Source organism: Aureispira sp. CCB-QB1, from assembly GCF_000724545.1.
GTDB lineage: Bacteria > Bacteroidota > Bacteroidia > Chitinophagales > Saprospiraceae > Aureispira.
This window is the reverse complement of record NZ_JHBV01000020.1, coordinates 21521-47383: the sequence shown is the minus strand read 5'-3', so window position 1 is coordinate 47383 and position 25863 is coordinate 21521. Positions and strand designations below refer to the sequence as shown.

Sequence of the window (25863 nt, the reverse complement as noted above, 5' to 3'; positions counted from 1 at the left end):
AATTGTGTTGTTATAATTAATACAATTTCGTTGTGCTACTGCGTGAACGCTTTGCTTTTAGTTAGCTGCGTTGCTATTTCGTGGTATTAACAGAGTACTAAAAAAATGCAAAGTATTGAATGAAAAATAATAAAAAGCTATTAAAGATAGAATTACCTCTAAATCAATAAAAATGGAAAATAATAAAGTAATTATTGTAGGTTTTGGAACCTTATTGTTGCAAGAATCTTTAGGAGATACTGTTAGTGGAGAAAGGAAGTTTACACCAATTATTGTTAAAAACTATCGCCGACTATTCAACCTTTTGCCAGACCATTATGAAGCAGACAACCGTTTGAGAGATAATTACACCGAAATAGGAGCGGCGAATATAGAGCCAGCAGAAGGTTTTGAATTTAATGGATTGAGTTTTGAAGCCAATGCCAGCGATTTAGAAAACTTAGATGCTAGAGAACGTTACTACAAACGCTCTGTTGTGCCTCATTATGATTTTGAAACGGGCGAAGCTTTGGGAATGTGCCATGTGTATGAATCGCCGTTGGATGCTCGTTGGCTAATACGCGATACTGATAAATTATTGCCTTTGTGGAGAGATATTGTCTATGCTCGTGTGGGAGCTTATAGAATAAGTGAGGCATTTGGAAAAATGTACGATGCGACTACTTATTTGGCTGATGGAAAAACATTGATGATCGATTATTATAAAGAACATCTAGAAGCGTTAGAGGATTTGGATACCGTGCGGACACAATATCAAAAGTAATCAACTATTGAATGTTTTGATTTAATCTTGCAATCATGAAGGAAAAGGATTTCTCTGTATACAACCGCGATTTAAATGTTCGGATAGATGGTGGTCGCTTGTGGCAAGCTCCTGTTAAAAAAACTAATGCAACTGGTTTTGAATTGGAAGAGGAGTCTCAAAAAGTTTCGATACATCTTTATCCCGACGATAAGTTTTTAGATGTCCAAGATGCTCTGTTTGAATTAATTCGGCAGCGCAACTGGTTTTATTATGTTGTGTTGCAGCTAAAAAAACGAATACCTTCACTATTGCTTTTGATTCCAATTGCTTTGACAGTAGCCTTTATTGGGTTTATTACTGTATGGGGAGATTTGGTGATCAATTGGGTGTTTTTAGGGGGCAATGATCCAACAGTATTTGGGTTGCCCATGAACGAGTCGGCAGTAGTCTATGCTGTTGTTGCTATTCTTATCATCTACTTTTTTCCTGTTTTGTTTACAGGAGAGCAAGAAGGATTCATTCAGGCACTAAACGAACGCTTTTCTAATCGAGAGGTTTTACGAAAACGATTTGGGTTGTTATTGACATTCTTAAGAGAAAAAGAGTATGTCTCTACCGTAGAAATTTGGAATCCAGACTTAGCGAACGAGGAGCACGACTGGGTTGGAAAGAGTCTTATTCCTGCTTTGTTGGATGCACAGTTAGCGGTAGTTTTGCATATTCGAATTGATGAGCAGCGTTTGGTGGAGAATTATTTTCAAAAACGAGTAGATACTATCTTAGAATGGGACGAAATCCCTTTGGAAAAAATAAAAGAAACGATCCATCCAATTGCTTATGATTATTTGGAAACGTGGGAAAAAAGCTTATTGGCGGTTTATGCCTTTGCATCGACGGCCAATTTGCCAGCTCATTGGCGCAACTTAGAAGGAAACTTGAACGATGGTGTTTTAACCAATGTTGTTTCCTTGCCTTTGGTCAAAACTTTAGTCAATCGATTCAAAGAACGCTTGTTTTCGGAAGAAGATTTGAGCAAATTGATTTCTCTAGATTTATTTGCTAGTCGTTGTATCAACGATTATGGTATTTTGGCTCCTTCGTTGCGTTATACTAGCGATGTATGGACGTTGGCTCCGTCCATTATTGAACTAGAAAGGGAAGAAATGGAGGAGGATATGAAATTTATGACCTCGTATTTACAGAGAGAAATAGAAGATTTGCAAGTATCTTTAGACGATCCTGTTGCCGCTTTGAGGTTGAGTAGCATTCAAGAAAAAGAAAGTATTTACAACGAAGATAGATTGACAGCAATACGTTTCTTTGTTCAGGTGATCTATACTTCAGAACAATATAAAATTCTGAAACAGTATTGGGACTTGGTTATTGGAAGTGATAAGGAGTCAAAGGATATGAATGAAGATGTCTATCGGATTATTGGGGTAGATTTGTTGTTAAATTTGGCAACGATATTTGAGCGTGCTGCTATGTATGATAATGCGTATTTGGCTTTGGATTATATCGAACGAATTTTTCCATTTAGAGGCAAAGTGGGCAAAGCGCGTATTCAAGAACGTCAAGGGAATTTTGAAACGGCTGTGTTGAATATGTTGAGTATTCGGAAAGATTGGCAAGAGAAGAAAATTCGCTTAGAAGACCATTCTTTGATTGATTTAAAGTTGAATATTGCTTGGGCAATCGTTAGCGGTCGCTTGGAGGCACGGAGAGCAGAAGGTCGAAACGTTATAGAAGAAGCCAAAGCTTTATTATATAGTAAATTTGATACCATCCGAAACAACGATCAGACAATTCGTTTGCACAATATATTAGCCAATTATGAAGAGTGGGAAGGAAATCCAGATGGCGCTATTTTAAATTATGATAAAGCCTTGCAAATCCCTGGTATCAGCCAATCGGGTTTGAGTAACTTGTTGGTAAATAAGGGGATTGCTTTGCGGCAAATGAAAAAGCTCAAAGAGGGGGCTTATTATGGAGAAGAGGGAGTTACAATCAAAACAGCTATTGGTGATGCCGATCAATTGCCCATTGCGCAACACAATTTAGCACAAACTTGTTTAGAACTAGCTTTTTCCTTGAGCAATCAAGCCGCACGGAAGGTCTATTTTGAAGTTGCGGCTAAACATGCTCAAGATGGATTGAAAATTCAAGTAAGAACAGGATCTGTCAAAAAAAGAGGGCAATTGTTAACCGAGTACTTTATTGCTATTTTTGAATTAGCGAAATGGCAGCAAGAGGAACAATATGCTTGTTCTTCGGCATTGCAGCAAGTACAAGATTGGCTCCAAAAAGAAAAAGAAGCTGGACGATCGGAGACCTATGACTGCCGAGTTGTCGTAGGAGAATTATTAGCTATGTTAAAAGAATTTAAGGGAACAACAATTGATGAAGCTTTAGCATGGCATTTGTAATAATTGACCAATTGTGCGGAATCTTATTATACCTTTGTCAATCTTTCTAATAGTTCCAACAAACGGTTAATAGTATGGAGGTGTGTTCTAAAAGAGAGTACCGCTAACCTTAAGTAAACCAATCCGTTGATAGTAGTAGAAGATACAAAAACGGAACCTTCTTCTTTTATTCGATTGGTCAATTCCAAATTATAAACATTGGCATCGCCTTTTGTCGGAACATATCGATAAGTCATGACCGATAAATCAGGATAGGAGCCAACTTCAAAGCCATCTATTTGTTGTATCGCTTCATAAAAATATCGACAGAGCCAAATCTTTTCGCTCAAAGCCGCTCGAAAAGGAGCTAAGCCAAATAATTTTAACGGTAGCCACAAGCGCAATCCTCGGAATGGTTTGGTGAGTTCTGGCGATAAATCAGCAGGAGAGACCTCTTCAATGTCATCAAAGGCATCTTGTAAATAGTTGGCTTGCATATGTTGTGACTGGTAGAGCCATTTTACATTTCGAACCAATAAAGCACCGCTTCCATAAGGCAAAAATAATCCTTTGTGAGGATCAACAACGATGGAGTCCGCTCGTTCAATCCCTTTAAATTTGTCTTTGACTTCATCTGAAAGAATGAAAAATCCCCCATAAGCGCCATCTACATGAAACCATAAGTTTTCTGTTTGGCAAATATCAGCAATGGTTTCTAAAGGGTCGATAGCGCCAGTATCTGTTGTCCCTGCCGATGCCATGACCATAAATGGTATTAAGCCTGCTTTTTTGTCTTGAATAATGGCTTCTTTCAACGCATTCGCATCCATTCTAAAATGGGCGTCCATAGGGATTGTACGTTGGATGGATTCATACAAACCACTAATTTTAATTGCTTTTAACGTACAGTGGTGTACTTGGGCGGTTGAGTAAATGACAACCTTTTCAAAATCTTTGGATTTAAGCTGTTTAAAATCTCTAGCAGCAACAATTGCAGTTAGATTAGCAATAGAACCACCAGAAGTTAAATTACCACCTGCTTCTGGAGGTAGACCAAAAAGATCACACATCCAACGCAAGAGCAAATTTTCCATCCGAACAGCACCAGGACTTGCATAAAATACGCCAGCGTAACGATTGCTAATGTCTGCTAAAAAATCGCCTAGTGAAGAGGGATAAATTCCGCCACCAGGAATATAAGCTAAGTGACCACCAGAGGCAGGATTTAGACCAGGTCGATCGACTTGCTGCTCAATTAAATTCAAAATATGTTCTATCTCAAGCCCTCCTTCTTGAATAGGACTATCTAGGATCGCTCGACCTTTATCTTTGCTAATTTGATAAGCTTTGGATGTCTCCAATTGGTTCAAAAAGCGTTCGGAATAATCAATAACAGCATTGCGTACGGCCTTGCGTTCAGGTGGAGTAGGCTCTAGTTGTAAAGCTATCTTTTCTAATGCTTTTATCTTTTCTAACATAACATTATTGAGGTGTACGTTGTTTGTTAAATGGTGATTGTTTGTTATAACCAAGTAATTCGCTGCAATAGAAATCAAATTTTTAATGCAAAACGCAATAAAACTATAACTTATTAATTATCAACTACGCAGCACTCATGAAGTACCACGCAGTAGCAGCGAACTATTGATTATTGTGATAATGATTTAAGCTTTTAATTGATCCGCAAATTTTGCTCGAAATTTTTTTACTTTAGGACCAACAACAGCACTACAGTAAGGATTTTCGCCATGTAGGTTAAAATAATCTGTATGATAATCTTCAGCAGGGTAGAAGGTGTCGAAGGCTGTGATTTCTGTTACAATAGGTTGACTAAACCTAGGCGCAGCAGCATTTTTGGAAGCTATCGCCGCTTCTTTTTGAGCTTCATTATGATAATAAATGGCAGAACGGTATTGTGTACCAATATCGTTTCCTTGCCGATTAAGTTGTGTAGGGTCGTGAGCATACCAAAGTGCTTCAAGAAGTGTTTCATAACTAATAACACTTGGATCAAAGTGTATTTGAATGACTTCTGCATGTCCCGTTGCACCCGTACAAACAGCTTTGTAAGTAGGGTTTTTTACATGTCCACCTGAGTACCCAGAGACGGCTTTGTGTACTCCTTTTAAATCCTGAAACATTGCTTCTGTACACCAAAAACAACCTGCGCCAAATGTTGCTAACTCTAAATTTTCCATTGTTTATATTAAATAGTAGTTCGTTGATTTTTTTCTTTTTATCAAAAAGATAAAAAAGTACATTTATATTAGCTTGATAATCAAAATTTTAACACAAAACACAGCAAAGGTGCAACTTGTTGATTATCAAACTAATAAAGTTTTTCAACGAACTATTGATTAAACTATTGTTTGTGAATTAAACCATTGTAAAAAATCATTTTCTTCTTCCCCCAGCCATTCCAAAGGAGCTTCCATAATTTCTAGAGAAGGATGCATAGCCTTATAACTAGAAAAATCGTATTGCTGAAAAATAGCTTTGATAGCTCTAAAGTACGTTTCTTTTAGAAAATCAATTGAATGGTTTGGCTTAAAAAAATTTAAACCATAGTTAATTAAAAAAGCTGTCCAATCGTAAACCCTGTTTTTATCTTTTTGTTCATGAGCCTCTAGAATAATTTCAAGACTCAAATCATATAAGTCGAACTCTTGAGGGCTGTCTTCTTCTAATTGATCCCAAAGTGGCGAACCAAAATCATAGTAAATGGACTTGCTTTTCTGATCCCAATAAGCAGCTACAGGATTGTCACTACTCCAAACCTTATCGACATTGACGTGAATGAATTCAAACTCTTTTGTTTTTAAAGCATCAAAATAGGCAGTATGTTTTGAAAAACTAGGATGTTCTTCGATTTGTATAGTTTTGGTATAGCCATTTTTAAGCAAAAGTTGGATAACCCTAAAGTTGGTGAAACTACAATCAAATTGCCCTTGAATTTCGTATAAATTCCAAATGATAGAACGTTTGTATTTCTTTTCTTTTTGAGATTTGTCAATCAAGCGCACTGCTTCTTCGATGAGTGCTTCAATTTCCCACATAGACATAAGCAAATAGTGTGTTTGGTCATAATTTGCAAGTAATAACGATCATTATTAGAAATTAATGGATTTCGCTTTGCAAAAAATAAATTTAGTAGGTGAAATTATTACAATACTTATTAGTAGCGTTTTACAACATGATTTTAAAGAACCATTGTATTATAAACATCTAAGATAGTTATTTGGCGCTGTCAAATTAATTTTAACAAACAATAAATCTTTTGAGGTTTGCGTTTATGCAATAAAATATTTTACTTTGTAATTCAAAGTTCTTTTTAGTGTTAAGTAGCTGTTTATGTGAGAAGAGACACTTACTAGAAGAGCTTCAATTCTATAGACGGTATTTTTTTATTCTAAACATTAAAAATGTATCTTTGCCCAAGTGTCCAAATCGGGTAAAAAACAGGATGCAAAATTCTTACTTTGCGTAAATCTAATAAAAAAAAAAAGAATGAATATAGCTATTATAGGAACAGGATACGTGGGATTAGTTACGGGAACCTGTTTTGCAGAAACGGGGAATCATGTTGTTTGTGTAGATATAGATGAGGCAAAAGTAGCCAAGATGAAATCAGGTGTTATTCCTATTTTTGAACCAGGCTTGTCAGTTTTGTTTGAACGCAATACGAACAATGGTCGTTTGTCGTTTACGACAGATTTAGCAGCGGCTGTAAAAGGGGCAGAAATTGTTTTCTTAGCTTTGCCAACGCCTCCAGGGGCAGATGGTTCGGCAGATTTATCTTATGTATTAGGTGTCGCAAAAGAGTTGAGTACGATTATTACCAAATATACTGTCATTGTCGATAAGAGTACGGTACCAGTAGGGACAGCAGAAAAAGTAGCTGCTATTTTAGCTGAGAAATTGGACAAGAGTTTGTTTGATGTTGTCTCTAATCCAGAGTTTTTAAGAGAAGGCGTTGCTGTAGACGACTTTTTGAAACCAGATAGAGTTGTTATTGGAACATCTTCAGCGGCAGCTCGTCAGACTATGGAACGTTTGTATTTGCCATTTGTGCGTCAAGGAAATCCTATCTTCTTTATGGACGAGCGTTCTGCGGAGGTAACTAAATATGCCGCTAATTCTTATTTGGCAACTCGTATTTCATTTATGAATGAGATTGCTAACTTATGCGAGTTGGTCGGTGCTGATGTTGACAATGTAAGGAGAGGAATGGGCGCCGATGGGCGCATTGGAAAGCGCTTCTTGTTTGCAGGGATTGGTTATGGAGGAAGTTGTTTTCCAAAAGATGTAAAAGCACTAGCTAAAACAGCAGACGACTATGGCTATGATTTTCAGATTCTAAAATCTGTTATGGACGTCAATAAAAAGCAAAAATTACGCTTGGTAGAAAAAATGAATGAGTATTACGATGGAAATCTATCGGGCAAAGTTGTAGCTATGTGGGGATTGGCTTTTAAACCCAATACAGATGATATTCGAGAAGCACCCGCATTGGAAGCAATTGACCAGTTGTTGGCAGCAGGAGCAACGGTTCAAGCATTTGACCCTGAGGCGATGGAAAATGTGAAGGCAATCTATGGGGACAAGATAACGTTTGTTAACTCAAAATATGATGCAACAAAAGGAGCCGATTGCTTGGCAATTATGACCGAATGGAACGAGTTTAGAACGCCTGATTTTGGTGAATTAAAACAGCAATTATCAGACAATATTATTTTTGATGGACGTAACTTATATGCGTTGGATATTGCAGCAGATTCTGGCTTGACTTATATGAGTATTGGGCGTTCGGATGTGAATGTCCCAGTGAAACAGGGGTAATCCATTGGTTCCCCAAAAGCAAAAAAGAAGATAAATAAGAACAAGCAAATATAATTATGAAACGAGTATTGATAACAGGAGCTGCTGGTTTTTTGGGCTCTCATTTGTGTGACCGATTTATTGCCGAAGGTTGCCATGTAATTGGAATGGATAATTTGATTACAGGAAACATGGACAATATTGCACACTTGTTCAAATTGAAGCAATTTGAGTTTTACCATCACGATGTAAGTACATTTGTGCATGTCCCTGGCGATTTGGATTATATCCTTCATTTTGCCTCACCTGCTAGCCCAATAGATTATTTGCGTATTCCTATTCAAACCTTGAAAGTTGGCTCTTTAGGAACGCACAATTTGTTAGGGTTGGCAAAGGCAAAAAATGCCCGAATTTTAGTTGCTTCTACATCAGAGGTCTATGGTGATCCATTGGTGCATCCTCAAACCGAAGATTATTGGGGAAATGTCAATCCAATTGGTCCAAGAGGGGTATATGATGAAGCGAAGCGTTTTCAAGAAGCGATTACAATGGCTTATAACACCTACCATGGTTTAGAAACACGCATCGTTCGTATTTTTAATACCTATGGTCCTCGTATGCGAGTAGATGATGGTCGAGTATTACCCGCCTTCTTCTCACAAGCAATTCAAGGCAAAGAGTTAACCATTTTTGGAGATGGTTCTCAAACGCGTTCTTTCTGTTATGTGGACGACTTGGTAGAGGGAATCTATCGCCTGTTGTTAAGCGATTGTTCTATGCCAATCAATATTGGAAATCCCGACGAAATTACGATTGGAGAATTTGCAGAAGAGGTATTGGAGTTGGTCGGAAATGGAAGTTTGTCCTATCATCCATTGCCTGTTAATGACCCCAAACGCCGTCGCCCAGATATTACCAAAGCCAAAGAAGTATTGGATTGGGAACCTAAGGTCGAGCGTGCAGAAGGGATTCGCAAAACATATGAATATTTTAAGAAAGTTGTTCCTGTAACTACAGCTTAAGCAAGTGCGCAAAAGAAATACAGTTTACTTCGTGAGCGCTTTGCTTTTAGTTAGCTGCGCTGCTACGTCATGGTATTTATTATTTTTTGAACGATTGCTTAAGAATTTCAATTATAAAAATGTAAAAAACTCATTGTTTGACAATGAGAATAGATAGTATAACTAAAATGAAACAAACAATATTAATTACTGGTGGGGCTGGTTTTATAGGATCTCATGTAGTTCGTTTATTTGTAGAGAAATATCCTGATACACATATTGTTAATTTAGATAAATTAACTTATGCAGGGAATTTGGAAAACCTTTCAGATATTGATCAGAAGCCAAACTATACGTTTGTTAAGGGAGATATTGTCGACCGCCAATTTGTGCAAAGTTTATTTGAGCAATATCAATTTGATGGTGTCATTCATTTGGCAGCAGAATCTCATGTTGATCGATCCATTACGAATCCGATAGCATTTGTGGAAACGAATATATTAGGAACTGTAAACTTATTGTACGCCGCTCGCCAAACCTGGGAGGGAAATATGGAAGGCAAACGTTTTTACCATGTTTCAACAGATGAAGTATATGGAACGTTAGGTACAACAGGGCTATTTACAGAAGAAACGGCTTATGACCCTCGTTCTCCGTATTCTGCTTCAAAAGCAAGTTCAGATCATTTGGTTCGTGCTTATTATCATACCTATAATTTGCCAGTTGTTATTTCTAATTGTTCTAATAACTATGGTTCACATCAGTTTCCCGAAAAACTAATTCCTTTATGTATTAATAATATAAAAGAAGGGAAACCACTGCCTATTTATGGAGATGGGAAGTACACTAGAGATTGGCTTTGGGTGAATGATCATGCCACGGCAATTGATACCATCTATCAGAAAGGCGTATTGGGAGAAACATATAATATTGGTGGACACAATGAGTGGAAAAATATAGACTTGGTGCATTTGCTGTGTGATGTGATGGACGAAGCGTTGGGCAATCCTCAAGGGAAGTCTAGAGAACTCATTACATTTGTAAAAGATCGTCAAGGTCACGATCGTCGTTATGCTATTGATGCTAGCAAGATTGCTCGTGATTTGGGGTGGAAACCTTCGGTAACTTTTCAAGAAGGATTGCGAACTTCGGTTAAATGGTATTTGGAGAATGAGGCATGGTTAAACAATGTGACATCAGGCGCTTACCAAAAATACTATGAAACTCAATACGAAGACTAAATTTACTTGACAGCGTACTAAGGACATAAAATAAAGTATTACTATGAAATTTCATCCAATCAAATTATTGCTAACCTGTTTTGCCATTTTGATGGTTCAGGTTTGTTTAGCACAAGAACCACCCAGTCCTGTGCCTGTAGTGCCTATTGGACCCGATGGACCTATTTTAGATCCAGGGGTTCAAGATGCGATTAATAAGAATAAAGGCAAAACTACAAAAACAACCAATACTGATGGTGGGGATAAGGATGGAACAAAGGAAAAGACAGGAGATACTGATGTAATCGAAGAAGGGGGAGAAGATAAAGAAGACGAAGATACTAAGATTAAGTTTGATTTGCGTCAATCTCAATTGCCTGAAGCAAAAATTTGGGGACAACAGTTTTTTAGAGATCAGAGTATTTCACTGTTTACTCGCTCTAGAGATATTAAAGCAATCGATAGTTACCTATTAGGTATTGGAGATGAATTAGCCATTACTGTTTGGGGGGCGTCTTCTTATAGTGCGAGTGTTACACTAGACGAAGAAGGGTATATTAATTTGACAAACCCTAATCGTGGTATAGATATTCCTAGACTGTACATCAAAGAAATGCGTTTCGCAGATGCTCGACAAGCGATTATTAAGCGTCTCGAAAAACATATGAATATTAAAAATTCTCAAGTATCTATTGAGTTAAACTATTCTAGAAGTTTGACAATCAATATTACAGGAGAGGTGTTTAATCCAGGGTCTTATACCATTCCTGCCGTTAATACAGCTTTTAATGCTTTGGTTGCTGCTGGAGGACCATCTCAAATTGGTAGTGTGCGCCTTATTAAGGTAGTTTCTTCTAGAATGAAAACACGAACGTTGGATGTTTATAAGTTTATGAACAACCCCAATATAGCCGATGAGTTTTTCTTGCATAATAATGACTACATTTATGTTCCATTGGCCGAACGTGTGGTTGAAATAGAAGGTGCAATTGAGCGCCCTTTTTTCTACGAGTTGGTAGGAGAGGAAAATTTGATAGAGCTGATTAAGTATGCAGGTGGGTTGCGCCCAGATGCCTATCGTAGAAATATACAAATTATCCGATACGAAAATGATGAGGAAAAGCTAATTGATGTCAATTTAGCCGAATTAATGCGAAGAGAGCTTAATTTTGAGCTTAAAGATGGAGACAGAATTAATGTGAATCCAATCAAGCAGGCTTATGCCAATTATATTACTGTAAAGGGAGCCGTAAAGCTACCAGGTACATATCAATTGGAACCCAATACGACTGTATACGATGCTTTGATGAAATCGGGGATAATTCGCTCTGCGGTAATGGAACGCATTTATATTAAGCGCTTGCAAGAGGATTTGTCCTTGAATTACATCCCAATTAATGTCCATGAATTGTTGGATAATCCCAATTCTCCAGAGAATATGATGTTGTATCCATTTGATGAAATTGAGGTGAAATACAAATCAGAATTTATTGATAAATACAACGTCAAAGTATATGGTGCTGTGCGTAAAACAGGGACTTTTGAATATAGTAATAATTTGATGCTTTCGGATGTACTGTATATGGCAAATGGACTTAAAAGAGAGGCGTCTAATAGTCATATTGAAATTTCTAGATTGACCTTGGATTCAATAGGAAATAGCACGTATGTTGTCTTTAAAACATTCAGAATTAGTAGCTTTGAAGATAGTTTAAAGGTAGATGGGGCAAAAGAGTTTTTATTAAGCCCTTATGACCAAGTTTTTGTGCGTACGTCTAAGGATTTTGAGGCACCTAAAAATGTAGAAATAAGAGGAGAAATTAGATGGCCAGGAGTTTATACGATGGAAAATGAGGAGGAGCGAGTTTGGGATTTGGTTAAACGTGCTGGCGGCTGGACAAATATTGCTTTCTTAAAAGGTGCCAAATTAATGCGGAAAGAAGAAGGCTTGGTTTTGCTCGATTTAGATATTTTGCAAAAAGAGGGAGAAGATTCGCGATTTAACTATGTCTTAAGAGCAGGGGATGTTATCATATTACCTAAGTTAAAAGATTTGGTTTCTATTGCAGGGAAAATTAATCATCCAGCAGTTAAAGAATATGCCGAAATAGCTTCTAGGGAGTTAGATTTAGAACTAGAAAAAGCCGAAACAGAAATAGAAAAGAAAGAAATTTTGTTGGATATTTTCAAAAAGGAAACGCTCAATCCAAGAAAAATTAATATTCCTTATCATACAGGGAAGCGAGCCAATTTTTATATCAGAGAGTATGGTGCTGGGGTAGACCGGAAACAGGGAGGACGCAAACGATTGGTGTATGTTCGCTATGCCAATGGAATGGTTAAAAAAACAAGGCACTTCTTATTCTTTAAAGTGTATCCTAAAGTAGAAAAAGGAGCGATGGTGTATGTGGGGGCAAAAGAGAAGAAATTGAAAAAAGATAGAGAACCAATCAACTGGTATAAAATTATTACAGATACATTAGCAGTCGGTTTCTCTGCGTTATCAATTTATGCCATCATTCGAGCTATAAGATAAATAGAGAGCATGAATAGTCAAGATCCAAATCATATCGTTGTTGTTCCTGAAGAAAAGGAGCAACTTAGTATGGCAGACATACTACAAATTGCAAAAGAATATGCGATAGAAGTGCTAAAATATTCTTGGTTAATTGCAATTTTTGCTGTTTTGCTGGGAAAGTATATGCGTGATCGAAAACTGAGCACTCCAACGACCTATACCGCAACGTGTTCGTTTACAGTTAATAAAGTTGCAACACAAAATCAACAAAATATTGCTAGTATATTTGGAGGCGCAGGAGCTGCAGAAAACAATGTTAATTTCAAGCGTCTGCAAGAGATTATCGTTACTCGAAAGATCATCTCAAGGGTCTTATTTCACAAAAGCTCTCTTAGAAATGAGGAGGACACGAAGGAGGACTACTTGATCAATCATTACTTAAGGAAGTTCTATTATAAAAAAGATGCAGATAAAGTTGCCGATAAGGAGGATATGTATTTTCAAGCAGATACCATTGATCCTTATAATCGAAGAGCAAATTATTTGCTAATGTATGTACACAATCTAATCGTACGAAATCACTTGATTATAGAACCTTCTAAAGGTGGTATTATGATCTTAAAGGTAGTCTCTACTTCCGAAGATTTTTCTTATGAACTAATCATGGCTTTGTATAAGGAATTAGATCGTTACTATAGTGAAGATGCTTTGGAACAAAAAGAGCACTTCTATGAAATGGCAGAAAAACGAACAGAGCAACTCCGAGAAAAATTAAATAGTGCCGAAGCCGCTTATATCAACCATGCGAATACCAATACCGCCGAAGCAGATGGTCGTAATAATACGTTGATTAAAACACAGTTTTTATCGACAGATTTGAAAAAAGCAACACAGTCGTATTTTGCAGCTTTGGCTAATAAAGAAGCGGCTTGGGTGTCTTATGAATCTCAAAAACAAACACCGTCAATGTCTATTGTTGACCCGCCTTTATACCCATTGGCAAAAGCAGTGCCCAATCCATCTTTGCATATGATTGTAGGAGGGATACTAGGAGCAGGCTTGGCATTTTTGTTAATTGTCGGTCGAAAATTTGTCAAAGATTTTCTAGGCAAACAAAAGGAGGAGGAATTGGAAGCTGCTGAAAAAACTGAGGAATCTGTGGAATCTGTTTGATTTAGAGAGGTATGACAGTGTGACTACAGGATTGATACAACTCTTGTAGATAACAAAAGTGCAAAATTAGAGAAAGCTAAAACAAAAATCACATGAATCTAGAATTGAAAGACGAATTAAACGAACTCTTAGAGTCAATAAGAACTTATCAAAGACTTTTGATTGCTGAAGATGCAAAAGGGAAAGTTTCAAAAAAATATCATAACTATTTCGTCCAATTAAAACCTTTGTTTAAAACAATTCAAAAAAGGCTAAAAGAAAATGATGCTCTTGAAGGTTGCATCATTGGTGCAAAATTAAGACATCCTTTATCCGATGTGCTTTATATGCCAAAATGCCAAGTGGTGTTAGAGGTAGAAGCCAAAGAGAGCTGTGATTGGCTTAGCCAAGAAGTGGATATTGAGTATGCGAATCAAGAGCGAAAAACTACTCGAAAAACTACGCTTAAAAAAGAACAGTTTTCTTTTGAAGGAGGAAATCTACAAGGAAAGCTTACGTTTGAATTAAAATTTGAACAAGAAGAAAAATTTGTCACCATAACTTATGCTAATAACTCTTTCCGTATACAAAAGCTGGAATATACTGCTATTAAACTTGATACTCCTAGCAATGCAGAGAAAACTAAAAATAATTTTAGTCCTTTATTTGCTAAAGAGGCTTTCCAAAAGCAGTTGAAAGAAGCGTTTCCTTCTATTAAAATAATTCCCAATAAAGAGGCTTCCTGGAAAACAAGTTTTGACCCTTTGAGTATTCAAGAGGACTTAGCTAATACGGTTCTTGTGGAGTTGCCCACAGAGTTGGAAGAGCTAAGCATGGAGGATTTAGGAGAAAAAAATGTGCTCATTAGTACTAGAAAATTCCAATTGAATACGATCAACTTGGAATTAAAAAAGGCATTGCAACGGTATGAGGGCTTAGAATTTAATTATGAGGGTAACAATAAGACTTCAATATTTGATGCCAATTATCATAAAATTATTAAGGAAACGCAAGTGGTAATTGAGCATATTGATGATAGAATACAAATTTTGGAAAATAACTTATCACTTGTCCAAGAAGCTCAAATAAGCAAAAAAGAAATAAAAGCAAGCCCATTTTTGAGTTTGGCTCATGAAGTGAGCAATAAGCTGGAGTATGTGTGGAGCGAAATAATTAGGATTGGAGAGCGTTTTTCTACTTACCCTGATCTGATGTTGAATTATGGTGAATGGAAAATAGAATTGGAAAATGTCCGCCAAGAAATAAATTCTTTAACAAAGGTGTCACAAGATAGTTGGAATGCATTAGATACAATAGAGCGACAGACTGATAGAGAGCGTAAAAAGTATGCTGCGATTAAAGAAAACTTCGACAACCTACAACAAACAATCTCTAATTTAGATAAAGACACTTACTACACAGACAAGAAAAAAGGATTAGAGAATTCGGATGATGGTTTTTTAGAGTATCAACAGAATGAAGATGAATTTTCAGCGAAAGAGCAAGTAACTTATGGTCTATCAGATGATGAAAAGGATAAGCTAAAAGTCATAGGAGGAAAAGCCACATTCGAATTTAAAGACCCAGATTTACTCCTATATGATGAGCAAAATGGAATTGAGCTAGAAGATATAAAACAAGGACAAGTGGGAGACTGTTATCTATTGTCTGCCCTTGCTAATCTAACAGAGGACGAATCTTCACTTATTAAAGAAATGATTGAAGAAAAAGATGGATTGTATATCGTTACATTATATCAGAATGGCATTCCTGTACAGATTGAGGTGGATAAAAAATTGATGGTTATTCATACAGAATACCCTAACTTGGTAGGAAATATAGAACAAAAAGACGACTACATAGGCGCTAGCCCTGTCAACGACATTTGGGTAGCCATCCTAGAAAAAGCTTATGCTAAATTGATGGCGAAGGGAGAATTTACGGACGAGAGAGTAACTGGGGGGCATGCAGAAGCGGCAATGAAGGTTTTGCTAGGCAACAAAGTAAAACAACCTACGGAGATTTATTTGGATGGTGCGGGAAAGCTTAGCGATACGCCTACGGAAAATAAATTTAAAAATCCCTTGGACTTTAGCAAGGTTTCTGAAAAACACCTTCGACAAATCATTCTCTCTGCCAAAGAGAAAGGATATAAAATAAATGTTTCTTCTCCAACTTCTTATAAGGGGGATGCTGTTCTAACCGATCAACATGTGGTGAAGATAGGAGAGAAAATATACATGAATTTCAAACATGCTTATTCGCTGCTTGATGCCAATGAAAAGCACGCTATTTTGTTTAATCCTCATGGTGAGACCGATCAAATTAGGCAGATTTTTGATCAAAAGATAGTAGATGAAATAGCTCGATTAGAATCGATTATTCCTCTAAAGGGGAAAATTTCTAAAGAGGTTAAGGAGACCGTTGAAACTATTTTAGAACAAAATAAAGCACTTCAAGCATCTTTTAATCAAACGCTGGGGAATCTGCGGACAAAGTTAAATAATGTATCGACATTGGATCTTGGCAAAGGTTTTATTCGTCAACAGGTTGAAATTGGCGCAGATCAAAAGATTACCTATAAAATATTAAAGCAGTATTTTAGTTCTTTGGTGATAACCATTCTAAAGCAATAAAAAATGAAAATACTGCTATTAGTTGCCTTGTTGGGGTTAAATTTATCGCTTGTTGTTGGGCAGCCTATTCTGATGGATACGGTATTAAGGCTAACGGATAAGGTGTCTATCAAATGCCCCAAAGCTATTGAAGTGCATAAACATTACTCCTGCGGTCCTGGTTGTAGTGGAATAAAAGGCTTTGACTCTGTTTTAATCTATGACGAGCTTCGCTTGGAAAATAATGAAACTATTTTTATGCGGGTAATTCCTCTTTACGGTCATAAATCATTAGATATAATGGCTTATGCTAAAAAATTAGAAGGCGACACGAGTTTGAGTAAGTTGGAGAAATATGAGTTAGTTGCTGAAAAAATAAGTGTAAGGTATCTTAATTTGTCCCAAAAAATATCAGGAGCAAGTGTTCCTTTTTATGATGATATAGAAAAGAGAAAACATTACTATTTAGATCGATGTGGGTTTAGATTAGATGTTTGGAGGTCCACGATAAATTTTTTAGGTATTAAATTGAAGCGAAAGACTTATACGTACAAAAATTATTGGGAGCGGTATTTATTGATAGATAGCATTGTCTATTATTTTTATGTGTGTTCGAAATGGGGGGTGAAAGGAGGCAAGCGAAAGAAAGATTTTAAGATGCTTGAGCCTATTTTTTACGATTTGGTCAATGGAGTTATCATAAAAGAAGAGGAAGAGGGGCTTATTAAGGAAGAATAAAAAATGAAAATACTGCTATTAGTTGTCTTGTTGGGGTTAAATTTATCGCTTGTTGTTGGGCAGCCTATTCTGATGGATACGGTATTAAGGCTAACGGATAAGGTGTCTATCAAATGTTCCAAAGACTTTGAGATACACCAACGAGAATCATATGGGCCTATTGGTAAAAAAATAGACATTTCTACTACCATGCTAATCTACAATGAGCTTCGCTTGGAAAACAATGAAACTATTTTTATGTGGGTAATTCCTCTTTATGGTAATAGATCAGTAGATGTAATGGCTTATGCTAAAAAACTAGAAGGCGACACGAGTTTGAGTAAGTTGGAGAAATATGAGTTAGTTGCTAAAAAAATAAGTGTAAGGTATACCAATAGAAATGATATGTTGTCTGGTCGTAGTATTCCTTTTTCTGATATAGAAAAATCAAAATACTATTATTTAGACCGACGAGGTTGTGATTTAGATGTTTGGAGGTCTACGATAAATTTTTTAGGTATTAAATTGAAGCGAAAGACTTATACGTACAAAAATTATTGGGAGCGGTATTTATTGATAGATAGCATTGTCTATTATTTTTATGTGCGTTCGAAATGGGGGGTGAAAGGAGGCAAGCGAAAGAAAGATTTTAAGATGCTTGAGCCTATTTTTTACGATTTGGTCAACGGGATTATTATAAAGGAAGAGGAAGAGGGGCTTATTAAGGAAGAATAAAAAATATTATAAAGAATAACAACTATGTTTGATATCAACGCACAAGAATTGTGGAATAAGTTTGGAGGGATGGTGTTAGAATATGCGCCTAGGTTTATGCTAGGGCTAATTGTATTTTATTTTGGTTTCAAAATCATCAACAAAGCCATGATTTTGTTAGATAAAATGATGCGTTCCAATTCTTTTGATGAAGATTTGAGACCGTTTATTATAACCTTGTTGGGTTTGTTGCTCAAAGTGATTGTCGCATTAAGTGCCGTAGACTTGCTAGGAATTAAGACCACTTCTTTTGTTGCGATGTTAGCTGCTGCGAGTTTTGCGGTAGGTTTGGCTTTGCAAGGGTCGTTGAGTAATTTTGCTAGTGGTATATTAATCTTATTTTTTAAGCCTTTTAGGACAGGAGATATGATTAGCATAGGGGATAATATTGGGATTGTACAGGAGATTCAAATTTTTAATACCATCCTTAAAACAATACACCAGCGATTGATTGTCATTCCCAATTCTATTTTAACAGGAGATGTTGTTGAAAATATTACAGGTGCTGGAATTATTCGATTAAATTTGACATTTGGAATTAGTTATGATGATGACATAGACAAAGCACGTGAAGTAGTTTGGGGAGTGATCAAAGGTTGCCCATTTTTGGTAAATATAGAGGGGCAAGAACACAAAGTGATTGTTGAAAAATTAAATGATAGCTCTGTCGATTTGGGCGTTTGGGTATGGACACAAGGTGTAGATTATTGGGATACCATGTTTTTTATGCAAGAATATGTTAAAAAAGCGTTCGATAAAGAGGATATTTCTATTCCTTTTCCTCAAATGGACGTTCATTTTAAAAAATAGTCATTGGCAATACACTGCCGACTACTTATGTATTTGTTGGTGACGATTCAAAATTTAACCCACCATATAATTACACAATAGACCAAATAAAAACTAAAATTTAGACTCTCAATACTGAATTATTTTTTTTGAAAAAAAATCTCCTTATTATAGGGGATTATTTTTTTTGAACGACATAAAAGTGGAAGCAACCAACATTCATTACACCCTAGTGAAATATATTTTATGATAAAAAATGACTTAGTGCAATTACTTCGTAAATTTGAACCAATTTCTTTGAAGGAAATGGACCGAGTAAAGCTTATGAATAGGGTGGAGACGAAGTTTTTGTTTGGTTTGGATCAACTCATGGAAATCCTAGAGGAGTTGATGGATGATTATCAAGTTGTAAAAATAGATGGAAATATGCTTCCTGCTTATAGAAGCCTGTATTTTGATAATGCTGAATTTTTCTTTTACAACGAGCATCATAGAGAAAGAACTAGCCGTTATAAAGTGCGATACCGAACTTATGTTGATTCCAATTTATCTTTTTTAGAAGTCAAACACAAATACAAAGGAAGGACCAACAAAAAAAGGATAAAAGTAGAAGACATGGCACAAGAAATGCCCGAGCCTCATCGCAATTTCTTGAAAGAATTAATGGTTCCTAAAGCTGATTTGCAACCCGTAATGATGAATACTTACAATCGAATTACGTTGGTAGCTAAGCATGCTGTAGAACGGCTTACTTTAGATATTAATCTAAATTTTGAATTTGGAAACAAACAAAAAGAACTTAAAAATATTGTCATTGCTGAATTGAAACAAGAACGGATTACTAGAGATTCTCCTTTTTATAAAGTAGTTAGAGAAAAAGAAATGCGTCCTTATCGAATTAGTAAATATTGTATGGGCATTATACACCTGTATGGGCAAGAAAATATTAAATATAATCGATTTAAAAAGAAACTCCTAAGATTAAATAACTATGCTTGAAGTTACCTGGTTTGATGATGATGTGTACAAATTATTGTTGAGAATGCTCATTAATGTAGTCTTTCTTACAATAATTATTCGATTTTTGTATTATCCAATCACCAAACGAAAAGACTATTTATTTACCTATTATTTGATAGGTTTTATTACTTTTTTCTTGTGTTTTAGTCTCAAAAAATTGGACATCGATACGGGAATGGGCTTAGGGCTATTTGCTATTTTTGGAATCATTCGCTACCGCACCAATACCATAGAAATTAAAGAAATGACCTATCTCTTTGTGGTCATTGGATTGAGTGTAATCAATTCGCTGGCATCCAAAAAGGTGTCAATGGTTGAAATTGCCATTATTAATGGAACCATAACTTTTATAACGTTTGCTCTAGAATATTTGTGGTTATTAAAGCATGAAACGAGAAAGACAATTGTCTATGAAAAAATAAACCTCATCAAGCCTTCTATGGAAGCCGAACTAAAAAAAGATTTGGAAAAACGGACAGGCTTAAACATTAATCGTTTTGAGATTGGAAAAATTAATTTCTTGAACGATACAGCTCAAATTAGAATTTACTACTTTGCAGACGAGCAAGAACTTTCGGATTATAATTCTAGAGAGTAGCAAAATTGCCTATTTAGTGAGTAGAAACATTCTTTCGGTTTGCTGCTTATTACAAATAAAATGTGCTGCTGTTAAATATAGTAGTTCGTTGATTTTTTACTTTTTTAGCTCGGTTTGTTACTCCCTACGGTCGTGAGCTCGCTATGCTCGGTTCGCTCGTGAGATCGCAAGCTTAGTTACCAAAAAGATAAAAAAGCAACGAACTATTGTAAATAGATACAGCAGCACATTTTTATTATAATGATGGCTTCGATAAATACATCTTAATGTACGGTTGATTGGGACAGTAAACCTAAAAGCTCTGTTTGGATAGACTGCCCTTTATCTTCTTTGTACCAATGCAAGATTTCTCCGTATTTTTCATCCGTAGAAGCATCAGATGTTTTTTGTTTCTGTACCAAAGCTTGTGCTTCGGCAGGACGAGGTCCCCAAGTAAATAGATCATTCCCCTCAGCATCTCTAGCGATCAATTTAGGAATCGATTTCCCTCCATTGGTCAAGTAGTTATCTATTTCACTATCAGAATCTCGCAACTGCACTTCAATATTGATATTAGGATTAAGGGCAGCCATTTTTTCTATGTAAGGAATTGAATTAGCAGCATCACCACACCAAGGTTCTGTGATTAAAACCCACTTTTGAGGTTGGTTAATCTCCATAATCGCCTCAGCAAGTTTGGGTTCAATGGTGCCTTGCTTGGTCCAACGTTTCATTCTAGAGTTATTCAATTTTACATAATTGATATAACTTTCTTTATCATAAGGAGCTGCTGTTATTTCTCCCATCAAAATTTGGGCAAATAGATCTCTATATTCTTGTACCGTCATTGTTTTTGTATTAAACGCTTAAAAAATCCACAACTACGCAGTAGCAGCGCAGCATTATTAAAAATAATCAGACACCTAACAAGGCAACAGAAGAAAAGTTGTTAAACTTATTGAAATTTTTTGCTAATCGTTTTAGGAATGGCTTCCTTGTGTACTAAAATACCTACTGTTTTCAGTTGGAAATAGGCTTGAGACATATACAAATAGCCTTTAAACGTATTCGATGTCCCCCAAGAGTTCTTAATTTTGTAATACTTGGTACCTTTTGTATCATAAGCAATGCCTACCAAATGCATTAAGTGATCGTCTGTTGTCGACTTGCTTTCAAACGTACTTTGACGCAATTCTTGTGTTACTTTTATTTCAGCATCTGGTTTATCCCATAAGTTTTCTCTATTGGGATCTTGAGGCAAAATAGCTAAGCCTTCTTTGTGGCTAAACGTAGCTTCGCTAACATCTCCATCCCATGCTACCGAAAACCCATTTTGAATCGCATTATCTACAATTTGTTCCAACTCTTCCATAGGAACATTTTGATAAGAGCCATTCGAATAATTATCAGGAATTTCTAAAACAAAGGATTGGTAAAAAGGATGGTGAGTATAAGAAGTTAAGCTAATGTAGTCACTTCCCTTGATGCCTAAGAATTGAGCAAAGCTTTTTGGGGTATACTCCTTGCCATCGTACTTAAATTGTTCTGGGGCATCTCCCATATAAATATCCAAAATGGCATTCATAGCAGCTTTCCATCTAGGGCTCAATGTTTTGCGTTGTTGTAAACCGTCTAGCATTCCTTTAGTTGCGCTAATCATTTCTCCATGGTTGTGCACTTCAACTCCTTCAGATTTGCCAGAGAAGGCAGCTTCAGGAACTAAGCCAACACGTTCTACCGCATTGATAACATCATGAGACAAAGAACCTTCACTATAATTTGCTTTTCCTTGGCGGAGTATATAGTTCTGTGCTTTGTCCATATAGGTAGCACGAACACTGAACATTTCAGATAAGTCAATGTCCATTTTTTTAGTTCGTTTAACTTCTGATTCTAAGAATGAAGAAGTAGCAAAGCTCCAACAAGTTCCTGTTCGTTCTTGGTTTTTTACTTCTGTACATACCACATCGTATTTAGGAGTAATTTTGTACTGTGCAAATGCTGTATTTCCAGTTATGACCAAAGCCAATGGAAGAATAAAATGTTTCATAAATAATTTTTATTTGATAATAATGGTGCAATTTCGCATTGTGATAATATCTAATACTGAATACTTAATTTCTTTTGTTGCAAAGTACTAAAAAGTGCATTAATTTCAGATTAAATCCTAGATAAAGCGTGTGCTAGAAGGGACTTTAAATGGCTTGTTTTTGAAGAAAAAATTTTGCAATACACATCTTATTTCAAGATTTCGAGAAAACAATGTACCTATAACTCGTTTAAAATTATGTATCTTGCTGCCATAAACGAGCAGTTTCTACTAGATAAAAAGATATATGATTCACAAAATATTTACACTACTTTTTCTTTGTTGTTTGGGATGCTTCAAAATGCAGGGGCAGCAGGATTTTTGTAAGAATACCGATTCGTTGGGAGCAAGAACTTATTTTATCAAAGCTACGCAAGCATCGCAAAAGGGAAAGTACAAGGAAGCCATTGCTTTCTTTCAAAAATCGGGAAAGTTATACGAGCAAGTTGGTTGTCAGGGAAAGGCTTTCTTGATGAATCGCAATATATTAAGAACTTATATTAGGGTACGTGATTATCTAGGATTTAATGCTTTTTTTTATAAAACCATAAAAACCGTAGAGTTTCCAGCAACAAAAGAAGAATTTGTTTACAAGGGGCGCTTGTATTTGTTGAAATCAGAAATGTGTGTGGTGAGTAATGATATTGATTCTGCTGCTTTTTTTGCTCAAAAAGCAAAACAGGTTCACGAGCAAAAAGGAGCTTGGAAATACTACATTCGGGACAATACACAATTAGCAAAAATTGCTTTTCGACAACAAGATTACGAAAGTATGGAGCGCTTTTTAGACAATTCTTTTAGTGCCTACAAAACTTATATCAAGGTTGAAAATAGGTTATTGCAAGAAATAATGGGTTTGTATGGCGCTTTGTATTACAAAACAGGGGATTATGAAGAAGCCTTGGATAAAACCATGAATGCTGTCGAGGTCGTACAGAAGGATATGAAAACTCAGGATGATACCTTGTTTTTAGCGCGATTTTATAACAATATTGGATTGTTTTACATTGAATTGGGAGATATTTATAAAGCTGAGGATTATTGTAATAATTCGTTGTATTTATTTAAAAAATTAGGAAACTATTTTGATGCAGCGACCACAAATTTAAATTTAGGAGAATTTTTTGCCCGCCAAGGAAAGTTAGAGGAAGCTTTGTCTCTTTATAATTCAGGCATTCAGTCTCTTGCAAAATCCAAAGGAGTTCCACCTTACCAGTTGGATCAATCCTATATCAATATGTACAATGGCATTGCTTATGCCGCAACGGAGTTAGGAAGTTACAAAGAAGCGTATGAGGCCATTCAAAAAAATCTTGATATTCACAAAAGGCAAGCAGATAAAAAAGACGAAACGTTTAGTGTTTGTGGGTTATATTATAGAGCAATAGGGAATTACAATACATCTTTGGAGTATTACCAAAAAGCCCTAAAAATTCGGCATAAGACCTATGGAACAGAGCATCCGTTAATTGCGAAAGTGTACTTTAATTTAGGACAAACAGAGCAAAAAAAGAATCATAGCGCCCAAGCACAGATGTATTATAATCTAGCCAAACAGGCAATAAAAGTACCTGCTAAGCAAGAGTTGATCTCTTTTTTGATGAATAAAGATAGTGCAGATGCTATTCCAGATAAAGCTGTCTTATTGAAAATACTAGATGCAGAAGCTCGATTGCTGCAAGAAAAAGATGCCTTGGAATTAGCCAATAATAAAACAGAGGCAGCGGTGTTGTTATTAGAAAAAATGCGCAACAACTTTAAGGAAGAAGGTTCTAAATTATTTATGGTACAAACCATGATTCCTACTTACGAATTGTCAATAGGCGTGTCGCTTGACTTGTATCAAAGAACCCAAGATAGAAGGTATTTGGAGGAAGCGTTTCAATTGGTTGAAAAAAGTAAAGCAATGCTATTGCTTGATGCCTTAAAAGCAGAGGAAGCTAGAAACTTTGGGAATGTTCCCAAAAAGTTGCTCAACGAGGAACGACGACTCGCTAGAGAACGGGTACGTTATGAAAAGTTGTTGTTTGAAGCTAAATCGGCTAGAGACGAGTCAATGATTAGTTGGCATCAAAAAGAATTATTAAAGCTTAAAAGAGCTTCGGAGAAACTTCAAGATACTTTAGAAAATAATTATCCTAAATATCACGAACTAAAGTACAATACACAAATAGCTAACTTAGAGCAAGTACAAAAAGATTTAGATAGCCAAACTGCTTTGATTGAGTTTTTTGTCGGTGCCAATCATATCTATATTTTTAGTGTTTATTCGGATACTGTTTGGGTAACGAAAGTTCCAATGGACAATCAATTTATGTCCGCAATACGAGGTCTACGCACAGCTCTGACGGATGTTAAAATGTTGACCAAAGATATAGAATCTTCTTATTTGTTGTTAACCAAAAATGGTCGGTTGATTTATCAAAAATTTTTGGAACCTGCTCTAAAAAAAGAAGGAATAGAACGCTTGGTGATAATACCTGATGGTATGTTAAACTATGTTCCTTTTGATGTTTTGTTGACAGAAAAGCCAGATTATCAGACTGTAAATTTTAAAACATTGCCTTATTTGATTAAGAAACAAACCATCAATTATCATTATTCTTCGACCTTAAAATTGTTTAGCAGGGCTCCTGTAAAAACAAATGGTAAGATGTTGGCAATGGCTTCTTCTTATGATAAAGATAAATTTATTAATGCAAAAGGATTTAGTGCAAGAGACTATCGCATTCGAACAAGTGTCGAGGATTTGCCAGGAGCAAAAAGAGAGGTCGAGTACCTGTCTAAGACCTTTGCAGGCAAGTTTTTGTATGGAACAAGTTCCAATGAAGCTATGTTTAAGGAATATAGCAAGAAAGCTCCTTATAGTGTCATTCATTTGGCAATGCATGGAATCGTAGATTCAAAGCAGCCAGAGTACTCTAGTTTGGTGTTTACCCATTCGGGGAATAAAAAGGAGGATGATTTATTGCATGCTTATGAATTGAATTTATTGGAAATAAATACAGATTTGGTAGTGCTTTCTGCTTGTGAAACAGGCTTTGGCAAGTACGAACGTGGAGAAGGTGTTGTGAGTTTAGGGCGGGGGTTTATGTACTCTGGAGTGCCTTCTTTAGTGATGACGTTGTGGCCTATCAATGATAAAGCAACATCTATTTTGGTCAGTGCTTTTTATAACGAATTAGCAATGGGATACGGAAAAGATGAGGCCATGCAAAATGCCAAAATTACTTACCTGAATAAAGCGAAAAACCTAACGGCTCATCCTTTCTTTTGGGCAAGTTTTATTCAATTAGGAGATTACAATCCCATTGAACTTAAAAAACATTGGGCTTGGTGGCAAATTATATTAATGATTCTACCTGTTGTATTGGTGATTTTTTTACTGATAACATACAGGAAGAGATAACCTATAGGAGACTC

General features: G+C 36.1%; 19 protein-coding genes. 14 read left to right on the top strand and 5 right to left on the bottom strand.

Features of this window, described 5'->3' with window-relative positions; translation table 11 throughout:
• Window positions 1–172 precede the first annotated feature (172 nt).
• Both CG11_RS09015 and CG11_RS09010 read left to right on the top strand, forming a co-directional pair.
• Window positions 173–763, top strand: coding sequence for a gamma-glutamylcyclotransferase family protein (locus tag CG11_RS09015; RefSeq protein WP_052595309.1), 591 nt, complete (start codon window positions 173–175; stop codon window positions 761–763).
• Window positions 764–798: 35 nt separating this feature from the next.
• Window positions 799–3171 carry a hypothetical protein gene (locus CG11_RS09010; protein WP_052595306.1) on the top strand — a complete coding sequence of 791 codons (2373 nt, stop codon included), beginning with the start codon at window positions 799–801 and terminating at the stop codon, window positions 3169–3171.
• 26 nt (window positions 3172–3197) lie between these two features.
• Here CG11_RS09010 and CG11_RS09005 read toward each other — a convergent pair whose 3' ends face one another.
• From CG11_RS09005 to CG11_RS08995, 3 genes are all read right to left on the bottom strand, one after another.
• Window positions 3198–4628: a pyridoxal-dependent decarboxylase gene (locus CG11_RS09005; protein WP_052595476.1), complete on the bottom strand. Its 1431-nt coding sequence runs from the start codon at window positions 4626–4628 to the stop codon at window positions 3198–3200.
• Window positions 4629–4814: 186 nt separating this feature from the next.
• A complete protein-coding gene (gene msrA / locus CG11_RS09000; protein WP_052595304.1) occupies window positions 4815–5348 on the bottom strand; it encodes a peptide-methionine (S)-S-oxide reductase MsrA in 534 nt (177 codons plus the stop codon).
• A gap of 159 nt (window positions 5349–5507) precedes the next feature.
• On the bottom strand, window positions 5508–6212 hold the full coding sequence (locus tag CG11_RS08995; RefSeq protein ID WP_156039710.1) for a hypothetical protein: 705 nt from the start codon (window positions 6210–6212) through the stop codon (window positions 5508–5510).
• A gap of 445 nt (window positions 6213–6657) precedes the next feature.
• Between CG11_RS08995 and CG11_RS08990 the strand changes: the two genes are divergently transcribed.
• From CG11_RS08990 to CG11_RS08940, 11 genes are all read left to right on the top strand, one after another.
• Complete coding sequence (locus CG11_RS08990; RefSeq protein ID WP_052595300.1) at window positions 6658–7989, top strand: UDP-glucose/GDP-mannose dehydrogenase family protein; 1332 nt, start codon at window positions 6658–6660, stop codon at window positions 7987–7989.
• Between the two features lie 56 nt (window positions 7990–8045).
• Window positions 8046–8990 carry a UDP-glucuronic acid decarboxylase family protein gene (locus tag CG11_RS08985; RefSeq protein WP_052595298.1) on the top strand — a complete coding sequence of 315 codons (945 nt, stop codon included), beginning with the start codon at window positions 8046–8048 and terminating at the stop codon, window positions 8988–8990.
• Window positions 8991–9157: 167 nt separating this feature from the next.
• Window positions 9158–10210, top strand: a complete 1053-nt coding sequence (gene rfbB / locus CG11_RS08980) for a dTDP-glucose 4,6-dehydratase (protein WP_081909511.1) — start codon at window positions 9158–9160, stop codon at window positions 10208–10210.
• A 43-nt stretch (window positions 10211–10253) separates the two neighbouring features.
• Window positions 10254–12725, top strand: coding sequence for an SLBB domain-containing protein (locus tag CG11_RS08975; RefSeq protein WP_052595295.1), 2472 nt, complete (start codon window positions 10254–10256; stop codon window positions 12723–12725).
• A gap of 9 nt (window positions 12726–12734) precedes the next feature.
• Window positions 12735–13880, top strand: a complete 1146-nt coding sequence (locus CG11_RS08970; protein ID WP_052595293.1) for a hypothetical protein — start codon at window positions 12735–12737, stop codon at window positions 13878–13880.
• 92 nt (window positions 13881–13972) lie between these two features.
• Window positions 13973–16495, top strand: coding sequence for a C2 family cysteine protease (locus CG11_RS08965; protein ID WP_052595291.1), 2523 nt, complete (start codon window positions 13973–13975; stop codon window positions 16493–16495).
• 3 nt (window positions 16496–16498) lie between these two features.
• Window positions 16499–17212, top strand: a complete 714-nt coding sequence (locus CG11_RS08960; protein ID WP_052595289.1) for a hypothetical protein — start codon at window positions 16499–16501, stop codon at window positions 17210–17212.
• A 3-nt stretch (window positions 17213–17215) separates the two neighbouring features.
• Window positions 17216–17926 carry a hypothetical protein gene (locus CG11_RS08955; RefSeq protein WP_052595287.1) on the top strand — a complete coding sequence of 237 codons (711 nt, stop codon included), beginning with the start codon at window positions 17216–17218 and terminating at the stop codon, window positions 17924–17926.
• 24 nt (window positions 17927–17950) lie between these two features.
• Window positions 17951–18775 (top strand): mechanosensitive ion channel family protein, encoded by an 825-nt coding sequence (locus tag CG11_RS08950; protein ID WP_063833064.1) that lies wholly within the window; start codon window positions 17951–17953, stop codon window positions 18773–18775.
• 225 nt (window positions 18776–19000) lie between these two features.
• Complete coding sequence (locus tag CG11_RS08945) at window positions 19001–19753, top strand: polyphosphate polymerase domain-containing protein (RefSeq protein WP_052595285.1); 753 nt, start codon at window positions 19001–19003, stop codon at window positions 19751–19753.
• The gene (locus tag CG11_RS08940) at window positions 19746–20372 is read left to right on the top strand and encodes a DUF4956 domain-containing protein (protein ID WP_052595284.1); all 627 of its coding nucleotides are present in this window, start codon (window positions 19746–19748) and stop codon (window positions 20370–20372) included. Before CG11_RS08945 ends, CG11_RS08940 begins: the two co-directional genes overlap by 8 nt.
• Window positions 20373–20635: 263 nt before the next feature.
• Here CG11_RS08940 and CG11_RS08935 read toward each other — a convergent pair whose 3' ends face one another.
• Together CG11_RS08935 and CG11_RS08930 are read right to left on the bottom strand one after the other, a co-directional pair.
• Window positions 20636–21199, bottom strand: a complete 564-nt coding sequence (locus tag CG11_RS08935; protein ID WP_052595282.1) for a thioredoxin family protein — start codon at window positions 21197–21199, stop codon at window positions 20636–20638.
• 107 nt (window positions 21200–21306) lie between these two features.
• Window positions 21307–22401 carry a C1 family peptidase gene (locus tag CG11_RS08930; protein ID WP_052595280.1) on the bottom strand — a complete coding sequence of 365 codons (1095 nt, stop codon included), beginning with the start codon at window positions 22399–22401 and terminating at the stop codon, window positions 21307–21309.
• Window positions 22402–22687: 286 nt separating this feature from the next.
• On the opposite strand from CG11_RS08930, the gene CG11_RS08925 reads away from it, so the two are divergent.
• Window positions 22688–25849, top strand: a complete 3162-nt coding sequence (locus tag CG11_RS08925) for a CHAT domain-containing tetratricopeptide repeat protein (protein WP_081909510.1) — start codon at window positions 22688–22690, stop codon at window positions 25847–25849.
• Window positions 25850–25863: the final 14 nt, after the last annotated feature.

Excerpts from the sequence above, each read along its gene's own strand:
- CG11_RS09015 (WP_052595309.1), top strand. The coding sequence starts at position 173 with ATGGAAAATAATAAAGTAATTATTGTAGGTTTTGGAACCTTATTGTTG.
- CG11_RS09010 (WP_052595306.1), top strand. The coding sequence starts at position 799 with ATGAAGGAAAAGGATTTCTCTGTATACAACCGCGATTTAAATGTTCGG.
- CG11_RS09005 (WP_052595476.1), bottom strand. The coding sequence starts at position 4,628 with ATGTTAGAAAAGATAAAAGCATTAGAAAAGATAGCTTTACAACTAGAG.
- msrA (WP_052595304.1), bottom strand. The coding sequence starts at position 5,348 with ATGGAAAATTTAGAGTTAGCAACATTTGGCGCAGGTTGTTTTTGGTGT.
- CG11_RS08995 (WP_156039710.1), bottom strand. The coding sequence starts at position 6,212 with ATGTCTATGTGGGAAATTGAAGCACTCATCGAAGAAGCAGTGCGCTTG.
- CG11_RS08990 (WP_052595300.1), top strand. The coding sequence starts at position 6,658 with ATGAATATAGCTATTATAGGAACAGGATACGTGGGATTAGTTACGGGA.
- CG11_RS08985 (WP_052595298.1), top strand. The coding sequence starts at position 8,046 with ATGAAACGAGTATTGATAACAGGAGCTGCTGGTTTTTTGGGCTCTCAT.
- rfbB (WP_081909511.1), top strand. The coding sequence starts at position 9,158 with ATGAAACAAACAATATTAATTACTGGTGGGGCTGGTTTTATAGGATCT.
- CG11_RS08975 (WP_052595295.1), top strand. The coding sequence starts at position 10,254 with ATGAAATTTCATCCAATCAAATTATTGCTAACCTGTTTTGCCATTTTG.
- CG11_RS08970 (WP_052595293.1), top strand. The coding sequence starts at position 12,735 with ATGAATAGTCAAGATCCAAATCATATCGTTGTTGTTCCTGAAGAAAAG.
- CG11_RS08965 (WP_052595291.1), top strand. The coding sequence starts at position 13,973 with ATGAATCTAGAATTGAAAGACGAATTAAACGAACTCTTAGAGTCAATA.
- CG11_RS08960 (WP_052595289.1), top strand. The coding sequence starts at position 16,499 with ATGAAAATACTGCTATTAGTTGCCTTGTTGGGGTTAAATTTATCGCTT.
- CG11_RS08955 (WP_052595287.1), top strand. The coding sequence starts at position 17,216 with ATGAAAATACTGCTATTAGTTGTCTTGTTGGGGTTAAATTTATCGCTT.
- CG11_RS08950 (WP_063833064.1), top strand. The coding sequence starts at position 17,951 with ATGTTTGATATCAACGCACAAGAATTGTGGAATAAGTTTGGAGGGATG.
- CG11_RS08945 (WP_052595285.1), top strand. The coding sequence starts at position 19,001 with ATGATAAAAAATGACTTAGTGCAATTACTTCGTAAATTTGAACCAATT.
- CG11_RS08940 (WP_052595284.1), top strand. The coding sequence starts at position 19,746 with ATGCTTGAAGTTACCTGGTTTGATGATGATGTGTACAAATTATTGTTG.
- CG11_RS08935 (WP_052595282.1), bottom strand. The coding sequence starts at position 21,199 with ATGACGGTACAAGAATATAGAGATCTATTTGCCCAAATTTTGATGGGA.
- CG11_RS08930 (WP_052595280.1), bottom strand. The coding sequence starts at position 22,401 with ATGAAACATTTTATTCTTCCATTGGCTTTGGTCATAACTGGAAATACA.
- CG11_RS08925 (WP_081909510.1), top strand. The coding sequence starts at position 22,688 with ATGATTCACAAAATATTTACACTACTTTTTCTTTGTTGTTTGGGATGC.